Source organism: Stenotrophomonas sp. STEN033 (assembly GCF_056856655.1).
Map to the genome: position 1 here is coordinate 49,894 of NZ_JBXFWM010000013.1, position 14,798 is coordinate 64,691.

Sequence of the window (14,798 nt, forward strand, 5' to 3'; positions counted from 1 at the left end):
TTCATCGAGTTCTGCTGCTTTGACCACCGAAGCCCAAGTCATCAAGACCCAAATGCCCAGCCCGGCACCTTCCGTACCGGCCCTGCTGGCGTCCGTTCACTCCGCCCTTGAGGAGATCAAGGCCCGGGATGCCGTCGAGCTCGATGTGCGTGGCAAGTCCAGCGTGGCCGATTACATGGTTGTGGTCTCCGGCACCTCCACCCGCCACGTCAAGTCGATTGGCGAGGAAGTCGTGCGTTTCGCCAAGAACCTGGGGGTGATGCCGCTGGGTGTCGAAGGCGAGCGCGAGGCAGAGTGGGTGTTGGTCGACCTGGGCGACGTCATCGTCCATGTCATGCTGCCGCGCGTGCGCGAGCTGTATGCGCTGGAGCGTCTGTGGACCGTCGGCGACCAGCCGCGTTCGGCCTACGACGACGAAGACGAACAGGATGCTGGCTGAGCCCAAAGGCCGCAGCTTCTGTTTCTGTGACGGCGCCGCAGGGCGCCGTCTTCGTTTGTGCAGGCTGATAGGAGTCCACGCATGAAAGCCAGATTGATCGCCACCGGCGAACGCGCCCCGTCCTGGGTGGCGCAGGGGTTTGCCGAGTACCAGAAGCGGCTGTCGCATTGGCTGCCGTTGGAATTGGTGGAAATCGAGCCGGGCCTGCGCGGCAAGGGCCGCGATCCAAAGCGCGCAATCGAGGACGAGGGCAAGCGGGTATTGGCCGCGCTACCCAAGAATCCCTATGTGGTGGCGCTTGATGTGCCCGGCAGGCAGCTCAGTTCAGAGCAGCTCGCGCAGCGGCTGGAGCATTGGCGCACGCAGGGGCGTGACCTGGCATTCCTGATCGGCGGCCCGGAAGGGCATGCTGCGGAAGTGTCTGCGGTGGCGGACGAGAAGTGGTCGATAGGTCCGCTGACTTTGCCGCATATGCTGGTTCGGCTGGTGGTTGCCGAGCAGTTGTACCGCGCGGCAGCGATGTTGGCCAATCACCCCTACCATCGCGCGTAATTAACGTATAGAATGCGCCTCCCCGCCCGAATAGCTCAGCCGGTTAGAGCACTTGACTGTTAATCAGGGGGTCGTTGGTTCGAGTCCAACTTCGGGCGCCAAGATTCACAAAAAAACCGCATCGCGAGATGCGGTTTTTTTTTGGCGTTGCGCAGGTCGGGCGCCATCGTGCGCGTGCCTGCACCGCAGCTAGGCGGGGCAGGTGGCTTTGGCCAGCTGTGCCAGTACAAAGCGTCCGCGCGCGGCGATCCGCGCTGATCGATCCGCTGCCAGGATCGTGGCCAGTGCGCTTGCCTGCGCGCCGAAGCTGGGCAGGTGCAGGATCAGGGTTTCCGCAGCGACGTGGCGGACCGCAGGAGCGGCATCGCGCAGCGCTGTTTCCAGCAATTGCTGCCGTGGATAGTTCACCTGCAGTGGACGTTCGTCGATCACCGGCTCGTATTTGCCTTCGCACCACTTCAGATCCGTCCAGGTCCATGCGCGGCCTGCGAACCAGAATGCGCGGCCTTCCAGCAGGAAGCGCAGGGTCCTGGCGCGGACGGCAGGCTGCACCGCCTGCCGAGCGAGGGTGTGCAGCCAAGGATCGAAAACCGGCGTGCGGGTGATCTGCACCAGGATCGACGTGGCCGGGCCGGTGGCGGCGTTGCAGATGCGTGTGTACAGGGCCAGCCGCACCGGCTCGAAGGCAATCAGCGCATCGAGTGTGTGACGTTCCGGCGTACCCAGCCTGCCCCATGAGGCGACGTTGCACAGCACCGCCCATAAAGCTTCCGCCACATGTTCCGGTGCTGAGCTGTGGGCAATACCGGGAAGATGCTCGCGCGCGGCGGCGCGCACTTCAGGTACCCAATCGTTCAACCTGCGCAGCGCCAACGCCAGGCACAGCGCATTGGGTGCCGCCGACAAGCTGCGCAGGGTCCGTTCACGCACATGGCCATCGGCATTGCCCAGATCCAGCCAGGACAGGTGTCGGGCCGGCTTTGCCCGCGACCAGAAACCTGCATGCGCCGGCTTTGCGGCGGAGAGTTCCCAGCGGATACGCCGTTCCAGCCTGTCCAGGTTGTCCAATGGCAGGCTGGCTGACGTGTCGGCCACAGCCGCCAAGGCCTGTTCGGCGCTGGGGGCGTTTGAAGCTGCGGCAAACCGTTCGATCGCCTGCAGGAAAGCCTCCATGGGCGGCAAGCTAGGTGACATGGCGTGGGCGCTCCGGCAGCGAGTGGATGCGACAGTCTGCCATTGCCTGCGGACGCGGGGGACGATGACAGGCCGGCTGGGTGAGGAACTCTTGCCGGCAGCGCGGGCGCGCCTTTGTCGCCCACGTGGCCCCGGCGCGTTCGCGCCGGGGCCGGGGACATCACTTGAACGTGTACTTGGCGCCGATCGTGTAGTAACGGCCAACCGCACCGCTGTAATGCAGCGGGTTGTAGTTGACCGCGCCATAGGTCAGCGGATCCAGCGGCGCGATCCGATCGGTGACGTTCTGGACCGAACCGAAGATCTCGAACGCATCGGTCGCACGCCAGCGACCGGACAGGTCGATGGTGTAGAACGAACGCAGTTCGCAACCACGTGGTGCATCGGAGCCATCGCCATAGTGATTGGCACAGCTGTCACCTTCAAAGGCGACGTTGTCCATGCTGCCGATATAGTTGCCGATGGCGCTGACGCTGAAACGGTCCATGTCCCAGGTCAGGCCAAGGTTGAGCCGATCCTTGGGCGTGCCGATGCAGTTGGTGACATCGCAGTTGCCGTGCGTGCCGGCGTACTGGTACACGGTGCCGGTGCCATCGTCACGTTCGAACGAGTTGATGCGCGTCCACTGCAGGTCCATCAGCAGCTTGCCGTAGTTGCCCAGGGCCACCCGTTGGCGGATGTCGAAGTCGAAACCGCGGATGGTGGTGGAGGCTGAGTTGATGTAGTCGACGCTGACCGCCAGCAGGCTGCCACTGTTGGGAATGCCGGGCAGGTCATTGTCCGAGCGGATGCCGCGGCCGGCTGCCAGGGCCAGATCGGTATCGCCCTGGTTGATCTCGTTGGTGCGCTTGATCTGCCAGGCGTCGAAGGTCATCGTCGTGCTGGAGGTCGGGTCCAGCACCAGGCCGACGGTATAGCTCTTGGACTTCTCCGGTTTCAGGTCGGGGTTGGCCGAGGTGATGATGGCCAGGCTGACCGCGCAGTCCACCGCGGTCGCGCCCGGTGCCGGCGTACCGTTCGGGCAACGCACCGGGTCGCGCGCGGCGCTGAAAGCCGCAAGGCCGCCGTCGCCGGCTTCAGCCGGACCGGGGGCGCGGAAGCCTTCGGCATAGGTGGCACGCAAGGCGATCCAATCGGCAGGCGTCCATTTCAGGCCGACTTTCGGCGTGGTGGCGGTATCGCCGTCCTTGTACTTGTCCACACGCAGGGCGCCGGACAACTCCAGCGAGTCCAGCACCGGCGCTACGATTTCCGAGTAGAGCACGCCAACTTCCTGGGTGCCCTTATAGGCCGAGTAGCCCAGGCCGATGATGTCGCCCAGATCGGTGTAGCTCTGCGGGTCGAGATTGGCTTTCTGGCGGCGGTATTCGGCGCCGATGGCAAAACCCAGCGGGCCACCGGCCAGATCGGCCAGGCTGCGCGATGCCTTGAAGTCGATCATGTCCAGTGTGGTCGAGGCATTGGCGTGGATGGTGGGCGAGATGTAGTCGTACAACGCCTGCGAGTTCTGTCCTGCGTTGGCACCGATACGCCACCAGCCGACCGGACTGTTGGGGTCGGTCAGTGCGGTACGCACGTGGCTGTAACGCAGGAAACCGGTGCGTTCGTTGACCAGTTGCGTGGCCGAGTGCAGGTAGGCGGTGTCGATATCCCAGTCGCCGGCAGTGCCCTTCACGCCAACCAGGAAACGGGTGAATTCATTGGTGTTGGTGGTGACACGCGGGCCAACATCAAAGGCTGCATAACGCAGGCGTGCGTCCACGCCCAAGGGGTTGTCTGGATGGTCCGCACCCAGCACCGTGGCGCCGGGGCCGCTGCTGGCATTGACCGGGCCGCCCGGGTAACCCCAGGTGCCGGAGACGCCACTGGGCGTGTTGTAGAACACGTTCTTCTTCTTCGAGTAGCCGAATTCGCCGTACATCTCGAAGTTGTCCGAGAGCACGAAGGTGCCGCGCGCGAACAGGTTGCCGAATTCCTCGCTCGGGCTCAGGCTGCGGAAATCCTGGGTCTGCCACAGGCAGCCGCCGCCAGCATCGACCGGGCTGATATTGGAGAACTGCGAACAGCCGGGCAAGGACTGGTAGATACCGGTAGCGGGGTCACGGATGCTGCCCGCCGGTGAGCTGCTGGCGACGGTGCCGTTGGAGGTGATGGCGCCGTTGAGCGGGAAGAACTGGCCGCCGGCGACGCGATCGAAACCATACGGGCTCAGGTCGCCATTGCCGATCCACTTGCGGTTGCGACGGTCGGAAATGCGGATGTCATCGGTCTTGCTGAGGTCGATGCTGACGAAGGCATTGAAGCCATCGGTGTCCAGGTCGCCCACGCCGGCGGTCAGCGAGGCCTTGCGCGCATTGCCATCACTGTCACCGGAGGTGCCATAGGAAGCCTTGAGCATGGCGCCGGTGAAGTCGCGCCGCAGGATGATGTTGACCACGCCGGCGATGGCGTCGGAGCCATAGATCGCCGAGGCGCCGTCCTTCAGTACTTCGACGCGCTCGACCGCATCCATCGGGATGACGCTCAGGTCGGTGAAGACCTTCTGCCCATCATCGGCCAGGCCGTACGGCGCCATGCGCCGTCCGTTGAGCAGAACCAGGGTGGATGCTGCGCCCAGGCCGCGCAGGGAGATGCCCGAGCCGCCACCTGCAAAGCCGGTGCCGAAGCTCTTGGGAATGGAACCGGCACCGTCGCTGGTCAGGGTCTGCAGGTATTCGGCGATGGTGGCCTTGCCGGTGCGGTCGATTTCCTGTCGGGTGATGACCTGCACCGGGGAGGCGGTTTCAGTGGTGGCGCGCGGGATGTTGGAGCCGGTGACGGTTATCCGGTCCAGGTTGGTGGCCTGCTGCTCCTGTGCCATGGCCAACGATGCAGTCGTTGCCAGGGTCAGTGGAAGCAGAAGCAGGCGGCTGAGGTTGCCGGTGATGGCCGCACTGAGGCGGTTGCTGCGCAGGTAAGTCGGATGTTTCACGGTCTCTCTCCAGGGAACAGCGGCAAGAAGGCCGCCAGAACGCGGCCAAGAACATCGACGGCCGCGAATCTAGGTTTCCCATGGGTGACGACGCAGTGAAATAATCATTAATAGCCACAGACAGTTTGGCGGCGCTTATGGCAGCGTTTAGAAACCGCTGCCATAAGCGCTCATTTGCCCTGTTCAGCCCAGTTTGAAGTCGACCGGGATCAGTCCGTATGCCTGTACCGGACGGCCACCATCCGTGGCGGGCTGGAACTTCCAGCGGCGCAACACCTGGTTGCGTGCGGCGGTGTCCAGACTGCGATTGCCACTGCTGTGCTCGACACTGACTTCCAATGGCGAGCCGTCCACGTCCACCAAGACCCGCAGTGTCACCGTGCCCTGGGCGCCGGCCAGCAATGCCTCACGCGGGTAGCTTGGCGCCGGCGCCGAGAGGTAGCGCAGCTGCACGCCCTGCAGCGGCGCGGACGCGCCGATCGGGGCGATTGCCGGGCTGTCGTCGATGACAGGGGCGACATCCACCGGCGCGGCGACGACCGCTTCGGTGGCGAAGACCGGCATCGGCGTGCTGTCCACGGGCGCCGCCAGTGCCGGTTGCCGCGGAGGCGTGGCCGGGGCGCGGGTTACCGGAACATCGACCGGTGGCGTTGGCGGGTTGGGAACGATGGGTTTGACGTCGGGAACCTGCCAGCGCTCCCGCTCGGCCTCCCGCTGCAGTGGTACCTGTGACAGCGGAATCAACAACAGGCCCAGGGCAAGCGCGTGCAGTGCCAGGGCAGTGCTGTAGGCAAGGATGCGCGAGGGTTCTACGTGCAGGGACGGACTGCGTTGTTGCGTGCGGACCATGTACCACCTCCATGCGTGGGCGTGTGACAGAGAACAACGCGCGATGACACGGGACGGGGTTGCAGATGTGCGTCCCGTGGCTGCAGTGCGCCTTTTATTCAGACGTTCGGCAAGCGGGGGGAATGTTCCTGGTCAGCTGGCGGACAGCTTGAGGAGGCACAAAGGCCGGCTGTTGTGGGAGCGGCGCAAGCCGCGAAGCAGGTGCAGGGTCAGATGGCACAGCTGCCGATAGGCTCGGCAGTTCCAGCTTCGCGGCTTGCGCCGCTCCCACGAAAAGAACCGGCCAGCCCATCAAGGTAAGTGGCAAGAAAAACGGCGCCCGTAGGCGCCGTTCCGATTGCAGCTGCCGCGTTGCTCAGCGGCCCAGCTCGAACACCACGTCCAGGTTGACCGAGACGGTGGTTTCGCCCGGCGACACCGCGGTATCCATCTCCATCTTGTTGGCGCGGCCGGCGGCCATGGCCATCATCGGCATCGGCCGGAAACCGCCCTGGCTGCCTTCGGAAATGCTGACGATACGGCGCACGCGCAGGCCCAGCGACTTGGCATAGGTCTCGGCACGGGCCTGGGCCTTCTTCAGCGCGGCCAGGCGGGCTTCGTCATAGACCGGCTCGGGCTGGTCGATCTCGAAGCTGGGGCCATTGATCTGGTTGGCCCCCTGCGCGGCCAGGCTGTCCAGCACCTTGCCCAGCTTGCTGATGTCGCGCACCTTCAGGCTGACCGTGTTGTTGGCCTGGTAGCCGGTGATCTTCGGCGCTTCGTTCTCGGCGTAGCGGTACTGCGGGCTGAGGTTGATGCCGCTGGTCTGGATGTCGCGCTCGGCAATGCCAGCGGCCTTGATCGCCGCCATCACCTTGTCCATCTGCACGGCATTGTCGCGCATGGCGGTGTTGCCATCGACCGCCTGGGTGACCACGCCGGCGGACAGGGTGGCCACATCCGGCACCCGGCGGGCTTCGGCCTGGGCGGAGACGTTCAACAAGGTCGCGTCGCTGGCAACCACGGCCGGGACGGTTTGGGCATGGGCGGTCATCGAGACTCCAAGAGCGAGTGACAGGGACAGCAGCAGTGGGGCGAGGGCGGTACGGCGCATGGTGATCCTCCTTGGCTGGATCGTGAAAATGAACACAGGGCGATGAACGGGTGGTGAGCCATGATGGGGTCGCCGTCACTTTGCCAGCAATGCTCATCATTCAGGTTGCTGGCGCGGGTTATGCTTTCACGATGCTTTATCTCGCCTCCCGCTCGCCCCGTCGCAACGAACTGCTGTCCCGCCTTGATGTGCCTTTCCGCGCCCTCGACCTGGAGGTGCCGGAGCAGCGTGCGCCGGGTGAGGCGGCCGAGGCCTATGTGCGCCGGGTTGCGCTGGACAAGGCCCGGGCCGGGCTGGCGCTGGTCGCCGATGATCCGCAAGCCGTGGTACTGGGCTCCGATACCGAGGTGGTGCTGGATGACCGGGTCTATGGCAAGCCGGCCGATGCCGACGACGCGGCGGCCATGTTGGCCTCGCTGGCCGGGCGCACGCACCGGGTGATCACCGTGGTGGCCTTGGCTGCGGCCGGGCGACATGCATTGGACACGGTGGTCTCGGAAGTGACCTTCGCGCCGATGAGCGCGGCGCAGATCCAGGCCTATGTCGCCACTGGCGAGCCGATGGGCAAGGCCGGCGGCTACGCCATCCAGGGCGGGGCGGAGCGTTTCATCAGCCATCTGGCCGGCAGCTACTCCGGGGTGATGGGGTTGCCATTGCAACAGACCGCCGCGCTGCTGGCGGCATTTGCCGCGGGCGCGGACGAAGATTCCATGGACAAGGGGGAATGAAGGACGTGTCTGAAGAAATTCTGGTCAACGTCACCCCGCGCGAAACCCGCGTGGCGGTGATCGAGAACGGCATGTTGCAGGAACTGCATATCGAGCGCGGTTGGCGCCGGGGCGTGGTCGGCAACATCTACAAGGGCAAGGTGCAGCGGGTGATGCCGGGCATGCAGGCGGCCTTCGTCGAGGTGGGCCTGGACCGCGCTGCGTTCCTGCACGCCAATGATGTGGTGCGGCCGGCGCCGGTCGCGGCCGATACCGACGAAACCGCGCCCAGCCTGCCGTTGCCCTCCTCTGTGCCGATCGTGGAGCTGCTGCGCGATGGCCAGGACGTGGTGGTGCAGGTGGTCAAGGACCCGATCAGCACCAAGGGTGCTCGCCTGACCACGCAGATCAGCATTCCCTCGCGTTACCTGGTGCTGCTGCCGCAGTCCAAGATGGTCGGGGTTTCGGCCCGCATCGAGGACGAGGGCGAGCGCGCCCGCCTGAAGTCACTGGTCACCGAGATCTCGGCCCAGCACGGCGGCTACGGTTACATCGTGCGCACCAACGCCGAGGGCCAGCCGGCCGAGGCCCTGGCCGAAGACATCTCCTACCTGTCGCGGGTCTGGGCGGTGGTGGAGCGGCGCGGTCGCGAGGCACCACCGTGCAGCATCATTTACGAGGACCTGAGCCTGCCGTTGCGCTCGGTGCGCGACCTCATCCGCAAGGACGTGGACAAGGTCAAGGTCGACTCCAAGGAAACCTTCGGCCAGTTGCAGGCTTTCGTGGCCAAGTACATGCCGGTGCTGGGCGAGAAGCTGGAGCTGTATACCGGTGACCGCCCGATCTTCGACATGTTCGGGGTCGAGGACGAGATCGTCCGCGCCTTGAACAAGCAGGTGCCGCTCAAGTCCGGTGGCTATCTGGTCATCGACCAGACCGAGGCGATGACCACCATCGACGTCAATACCGGTTCTTTCGTTGGCCAGCGCAACCTGGAAGAGACTGTGTTCCGCACCAACCTGGAAGCGGCGCAGACGGTCGCCCGCCAGCTGCGGCTGCGCAACCTGGGCGGCATCATCATCATCGACTTCATCGACATGGATGACGCCGAGCATCGCCGCCAGGTGCTGCGCACGCTGGAGAAGGCGCTGGCCCGCGACCACGCCAAGACCACGGTGTATGACTTCTCGCCGCTGGGGCTGGTCGAAATGACCCGCAAGCGCACGGTCGAGAGCCTGGAGCGGCAGCTGTCGGAAACCTGCCCGCAGTGCAGTGGCCGCGGCAGCATCAAGACCGCCGAGACCGTGACCTACGAGATCTTCCGCGAGATCACCCGTGCCGTACGCCAGTTTGAGGCTGCGCGCCTGCTGGTGATCGCCTCCAGCAAGGTGGTCGCGCGTATCACCGATGAGGAGTCGGCGGCGGTGGCCGAGCTGGAGGAATTCCTCGGCAAGAGCATCCGCTTCCAGGCCGATGATCAATACCTGCAGGAGCAGTTCGATGTCGTGCTGCTCTGAGCGCGCTCACTTCGCCGCACGGAAGCACGAAGTGAGCTGATGACCACGCTGTTGCGCCACCGCCTACGCCGCTTCCGTCGCTACGCCTTGATGGCATTGGCGATCGCGCTGGTGTGCGTGGCTTTACTGGTAGGCACGGTCAGCCAGTTGCTGCCGATGGTGGAGGCACACCCGGACAAGGTGGCCGCCTGGTTGAGCGAACGCGCCGGGCAACCGGTAGCCTTCGATAAGCTGGACACCCGCTGGACCCGGCGTGGCCCGATCCTGCAGCTCGATGGCTTGCGGGTGGGGCAGGGCGAAGGCGTACGCATTGGCCAGGCTGAAGTACTGGTGGCGGTGTATTCGGGTCTGCTGCCTGGCGCGCCGCTGACCGAGTTGCGCCTGCGCGAACTGGCGTTGACCCTGCAACGGGCCGATGACGGCCGTTGGTCGGTGCGTGGTCTGCCCGAGTCCAGGGCCGGCGGCGATCCATTGGACGCCCTGCGCAGGCTGGGTGAGCTGCAGGTGATTGGCGGTCAACTGCAGGTGCAGGCGCCGTCCATCGGCCTGCAAACGCGTATTCCTCGCATCGACCTGCGCCTGCGCGTGGACGGTGAGCGTCTGCGGGTAGGTGCCAAGGGCTGGATCGACACCCGCGCCGCGCCGGTTACCGCGGTATTGGATTTCCAGCGTCAACGTGGCGATGGTCAGGCCTGGTTCTCGGCCGATCCAGCCGAACTGGGTGCCTGGTCCTCGCTGCTGAAATTTGCGGGCGTGCAGTTGCGCCAGGGCAAGGGTGAACTGCAGAGCTGGGTACGCTTGCAGGACAAACGCGTGGTGGCGGTCACCGCCGCGGGTGAACTGGACGATGTGCAATTGGCAGGTGCACCGTTGCCGGGCGCTGGTGCCGCGCCGACCGTGGCTTTCAGCAAGCTGCGCTTGCGCGCGCGCTGGAAGCTGATCGAGGGTGGCTGGCGGCTGGATGCCCCCACGCTGCGGATCGCTGCCGACGGCAACACTCAGGCGCTGGATGGTCTGTTGCTCGCCGGCGGCCGGCATTTCGCGGTCCAGGGCAAGCAGCTTGATGCCGGTCCGTTGCTGCAGGTGCTGGCGCTCAGCGACCGTCTGGAGCCCAGCTTGCGGCGTTGGCTGCATCGTTCCAAACCGTCGCTGCGGTTTGCGGATATCAACCTGCTGGGCACGGCCGATGGTCCGCTGCGGGCCAGTGGCGAGTTGCTCGATGCCAGCTTCGCTGCGGTCGGTGGCAGCCCCGGCCTGAGCGGTTTGCGTGGGCATTTTGAAGGCGATGCGCAGGCATTTTCACTGGCACTGAAGCCGGATCACGTGGTGCGCTTTGACTGGCCGACCGGATTCGGCGTGCTGCATGAGCTGCAGCTTTCCGGCGACCTGGTGGGGTGGCGCGAAGGTGCCGGTTGGCAGGTCGGGACGCCGGCGTTGCGGGTGCAGGGCAGGAACTATGCTGCCGATGTGCGTGGTGGGCTGTGGTTCCAGGGCGATGGCACGCGGCCGTGGATAGGCCTGGCGGCCAAGATCGATGATGTGCCGATGACTGCCGCCAAGCAGTTCTGGGTGCGCTCGAACATGAGCGAGGCGGCGGTGAACTGGCTGGATGCGGCCTTGGTCGATGGCACCCTGCGTGGTGGCACCGGCTTGGCGGTAGGCGATCTGGACGACTGGCCGTTCACCGGCAACAACGGCCGGTTCGAGGCCGGTGGGCATATCGATGACGGGTCCATCCGCTTCCAGCAGGATTGGCCGCTGATGCAGCACGTCAACGCCGATATCAATTTCATTGGCGGCGGATTTGAACTGAGCGGGCGTGGTGCGCTGGCCGGGGTCAAGGTGGATCAGCTACGCGCGGGTATCGCCAGTTTTGCCGATTCCCGGCTGCTGGTGCAGGCCAGTACTGTCGATGAAAGTGGGCGCTTGCTGGCGATGTTGCGGCAGAGTCCGTTGCAGGCCAGTTATGGCGACACCTTGGACAACCTGAGCGTCGCCGGCCCCGCTGCCGTCAATTTCGACCTGTTGCTGCCCTTGCGCCACGATGGTGGTGGGCATCTGCGCGGCGATATCGATCTGCGTGGCGTGCGCATGGCGGACAAACGCTGGGACCTGCAGTTCGAGGGTGTGCGCGGCAAGGCCCAGTACAGCAGCGATGGTTTCGATGCGCCGGCCCTGCAGGTACGCCATCAGGAGCGTGACGGGGTGCTGGCGCTGCGCGCCGGCAAGCCGGTCAAGGACCCCTCGCATGCCTTCGAGGCCGAGCTCAGTGCGGACCTGGACGCCGGGAAGCTGTTGGATCGCGCGCCGGAGCTGGCCTGGCTCAAGCCCTATGTGCATGGCACCTCGGCATGGACGGTGGGGGTCAGCCTGCCCAAGGAGCAGGTTGGCGCGCGTACGGGCCCGCCAACCCTGCTGACCCTGCGCTCGGATCTGCAGGGCACCCGCCTGCAGTTGCCGGCACCGTTGAACAAGCCGGCTGCCGATGCCTTGGCGACGACCGTGCAGGCCGCCTTGCCGATGGGCGCGGGGCGCATTGATGTCTCCTTCGGCAAGCTGATGGCCTTGGCCGCGCGCAGTCAGAACGGCAAGACCGGCGTGCAGGTCACCATGGGAAGCGATGCTGTCGATCACGAGCCGCCGGCCGAGGGGCTGGTGGTCAATGGCCGCACTCCTTCATTGGATGCGCTGGAGTGGATCACCCTGGCACGCGGTGGCGATAGCGATGGCAGCGACGGCGGTGTGGCGCTCAAGCAGGTCGACGTATTGGCTGACCAGCTGTTGCTGGTGGGCGGGCGCTTCGCGCAGACCCGGCTGCAGTTGCGGCCCGGTGCTGACGCCGTTGCCGTGCAGCTTGATGGCCCCGCGCTGGCGGGCAACCTGCGCGTCCCCACCGCCGATGGCGGCACGGTCAGCGGACAACTGGCGCGTGTGTACTGGCAGGCCGCCAAGGCGGCCACGGCAGAATCCAGCGACACCCCGGCAGCGGCCATCAATCCGGCCAACATCCCGCCATTGGCGCTGGATATCGACGATCTGCAGTTCGCCACGGTCAAGCTTGGCCAGACCCGACTGCGCACGCGCCCGACCAGTGATGGCCTGCAGGTGCAGGAGCTGGCGATCCGCGCGCCCAAGCAGGTGATCGATGCGCACGGGGAATGGCGTGGCATGGGGGCACAGGCGCGTACCCAGGCCACTGCCGCCGTGCAGAGCGAGGACTTGGGCGACCTGCTGCAGCGGCTTGGCTATGCCGGGCAGCTGCGTGGAGGGCAGGGCAAGGTCAATCTGCAGGCCGGCTGGCAAGGGGGGCCGGCGGCCTTCAACCTCGCCAGCCTGCAGGGCGGCATGGACATGAACCTGCGCAACGGCCAATTGCTGGAAGTGGAACCGGGTGCGGGGCGGGTGCTGGGTCTGCTCAGCGTGGCGCAGCTGCCACGGCGCCTGCTGTTCGATTTCCGCGATCTGTTTTCAAAGGGCCTGGCCTTCAACCACGTGGAAGGTGCGATGCGCTTCGGCAACGGCCAGGCCAGTACCGAGAAGATCGCCATCGAGGCACCGGCGGCGGAGATCACCATCCGCGGCCAGGCTGACCTGGTCGCCCAGCAGTTCAACCAGACCATCGACGTGAATCCACGCTCGGGCAACCTGCTCACCGTGGTCGGCGCAGTAGCCGGTGGCCCGGTGGGTGCTGCCGTAGGCGCGGCCGCCAATGCCGTGCTGGGCAAGCCGCTGGGCGAGATTGGCTCCAAGACCTACAAGGTGACCGGGCCGTGGAAAGACCCCAAGGTCGAAGTGCTGGACCGTGATGCCGCCCGTCTGCCGCCGCCCGCGGTGACCCCCGCGGCGGCGGGCACCCCCTGAATCTGCGCAGGCTTGCATGATGGCGCGCCTGCCCCCATCTGGAATGTCATGACCGAAAACGCTCTCTCGCTCGCCGAAACCCGCCTGCTGCTGCCCGCCGGGCTGGACGCCAATCGCCTGGAACGCACCTTTGGCACCTTGCTTGGGCCGGGTATCGATTTCGGCGATCTGTACTTCCAGCATTCGCGCCGCGAGAGCTGGAGCGTGGAGGACGGCATCGTCAAGGATGGCGCGCATTCGATCGAGCAGGGTGTCGGCGTGCGTGCCATTGCGGGCGAAAAGACCGGCTTTGCCTACTCGGACGATATCCAGCCGAGCGCCTTGCTGGCGGCGGCGCAGTCGGCGCGCGCCATCTCCCGCGAGGGCGGCGCGCAGAACGTGCGCTCGCTGGTGCGGGGCAGCGCACGCGCGCTGTACCCGGCGCTGGACCCGGTGGACAGCATCGGCAACGAGGCCAAGGTGGAGGTGCTCAAGCGCCTGGATCGCTTCCTGCGTGCTGCCGATACGCGCGTGCAGCAGGTGATGGTGAGCCTGTCCGGCGGCGTCGATACGGTGCTGATCGCGCGCAGCGACGGCGTGCTGGCCGCTGACGTGCGCCCGCTGGTGCGTTTGAACGTACAGGTCATCGTCGAACAGAACGGTCGCCGCGAGTCCGGCTATGCCGGTGGCGGTGGTCGCTACAGCTATGAAGAACTGTTTGCCGGTGAGCGCCCGGAAGCCTTCGCGCGCGAAGCGCTGCGCCAGGCACTGGTGAATCTGGAAGCCATTCCGGCGCCTGCCGGAGTGATGCCGGTGGTGCTGGGCCCGGGCTGGCCCGGCGTGCTGCTGCACGAAGCGGTCGGCCACGGCCTGGAAGGTGATTTCAACCGCAAGGGCACCAGCGTCTATGCCGGCCGCATCGGCGAGCGCGTGGCTTCGCCGGGCGTCACGATTGTCGATGACGGCACCCTTGATGGCCGCCGTGGTTCCTTGAACATTGATGACGAAGGCACGCCGACCCAGTGCACCACGCTGATCGAGGACGGCATCCTGGTTGGCTACATGCAGGACACGCTCAACGCGCGTTTGATGGGTGTTGCGCCAACCGGCAACGGCCGCCGCGAATCGTTCGCGCACATGACCATGCCGCGCATGACCAACACCTACATGCGCGCAGGCAACCATGACCCGGAGGAGATGATCCGTTCGGTGAAGAAGGGTTTGTACGCGGTCAACTTCGGCGGTGGCCAGGTCGACATCACCAGCGGCAAGTACGTGTTCTCGGCGACCGAGGCCTACCTGATCGAAGACGGCAGGATTACCGCGCCGGTGAAGGGCGCAACGCTGATCGGCAACGGCCCGGAAACCATGCAGAAGGTGCGCATGATCGGCAACGATCTGGCACTGGATGAAGGTGTGGGTATCTGCGGCAAGGACGGGCAGAGTGTGCCGGTCGGTGTCGGCCAGCCGTCCTTGCTGATTGATGGGCTGACGGTGGGTGGCACGCAGGCTTGAGGTTGAGGCTGAAGAGCCCCCCTCATCCGCCCTTCGGGCACCTTCTCCCGTAAACGGGAGAAGGGAAGGCTGGCATTTGGAATTTGGTGGAGTCAGCTCGAACTGCAGATCTGCGATCCCT

General features: G+C 65.6%; 10 protein-coding genes and 1 tRNA gene. 7 read left to right on the forward strand and 4 right to left on the reverse strand.

Annotated features, from left to right (window positions below):
* Positions 1–19: 19 nt before the first annotated feature.
* The 3 genes from rsfS (at position 20) to AC1VXC_RS06690 (ending at position 1,092) form a co-directional block, all read left to right on the forward strand.
* Positions 20–439 (forward strand): ribosome silencing factor, encoded by a 420-nt coding sequence (rsfS, locus tag AC1VXC_RS06680; protein ID WP_282269796.1) that lies wholly within the window; start codon positions 20–22, stop codon positions 437–439.
* A gap of 81 nt (positions 440–520) precedes the next feature.
* On the forward strand, positions 521–991 hold the full coding sequence (rlmH, locus tag AC1VXC_RS06685) for a 23S rRNA (pseudouridine(1915)-N(3))-methyltransferase RlmH (protein WP_282269795.1): 471 nt from the start codon (positions 521–523) through the stop codon (positions 989–991).
* A 24-nt stretch (positions 992–1,015) separates the two neighbouring features.
* Positions 1,016–1,092, forward strand: a tRNA-Asn gene (locus tag AC1VXC_RS06690).
* An 88-nt stretch (positions 1,093–1,180) separates the two neighbouring features.
* Here the strand turns inward: AC1VXC_RS06690 and AC1VXC_RS06695 are convergent.
* The 4 genes from AC1VXC_RS06695 to AC1VXC_RS06710 all read right to left on the reverse strand — a co-directional run bounded on the left by AC1VXC_RS06695 (position 1,181) and on the right by AC1VXC_RS06710 (position 7,098).
* Complete coding sequence (locus AC1VXC_RS06695; RefSeq protein ID WP_481538689.1) at positions 1,181–2,185, reverse strand: hypothetical protein; 1,005 nt, start codon at positions 2,183–2,185, stop codon at positions 1,181–1,183.
* A gap of 160 nt (positions 2,186–2,345) precedes the next feature.
* Entirely contained in the window at positions 2,346–5,156 is a 2,811-nt protein-coding gene (locus AC1VXC_RS06700; RefSeq protein ID WP_481538690.1) for a TonB-dependent receptor, read from the reverse strand.
* Between the two features lie 183 nt (positions 5,157–5,339).
* Positions 5,340–6,005: an energy transducer TonB gene (locus AC1VXC_RS06705; protein ID WP_481538691.1), complete on the reverse strand. Its 666-nt coding sequence runs from the start codon at positions 6,003–6,005 to the stop codon at positions 5,340–5,342.
* Positions 6,006–6,360: 355 nt separating this feature from the next.
* On the reverse strand, positions 6,361–7,098 hold the full coding sequence (locus AC1VXC_RS06710) for an SIMPL domain-containing protein (RefSeq protein ID WP_313173832.1): 738 nt from the start codon (positions 7,096–7,098) through the stop codon (positions 6,361–6,363).
* A gap of 131 nt (positions 7,099–7,229) precedes the next feature.
* Between AC1VXC_RS06710 and AC1VXC_RS06715 the strand changes: the two genes are divergently transcribed.
* From AC1VXC_RS06715 to tldD, 4 genes are read left to right on the forward strand one after another with little or no spacing between them, the layout of a single operon-like run.
* Positions 7,230–7,826 carry a Maf family nucleotide pyrophosphatase gene (locus AC1VXC_RS06715; protein ID WP_313495018.1) on the forward strand — a complete coding sequence of 199 codons (597 nt, stop codon included), beginning with the start codon at positions 7,230–7,232 and terminating at the stop codon, positions 7,824–7,826.
* A gap of 5 nt (positions 7,827–7,831) precedes the next feature.
* Positions 7,832–9,322, forward strand: coding sequence for a ribonuclease G (rng, locus tag AC1VXC_RS06720; protein WP_057627141.1), 1,491 nt, complete (start codon positions 7,832–7,834; stop codon positions 9,320–9,322).
* Between the two features lie 39 nt (positions 9,323–9,361).
* On the forward strand, positions 9,362–13,183 hold the full coding sequence (locus tag AC1VXC_RS06725) for a YhdP family protein (RefSeq protein ID WP_481539396.1): 3,822 nt from the start codon (positions 9,362–9,364) through the stop codon (positions 13,181–13,183).
* Between the two features lie 48 nt (positions 13,184–13,231).
* Positions 13,232–14,677, forward strand: a complete 1,446-nt coding sequence (tldD, locus tag AC1VXC_RS06730) for a metalloprotease TldD (protein ID WP_481539397.1) — start codon at positions 13,232–13,234, stop codon at positions 14,675–14,677.
* The last annotated feature ends 121 nt before the right edge of the window (positions 14,678–14,798 follow it).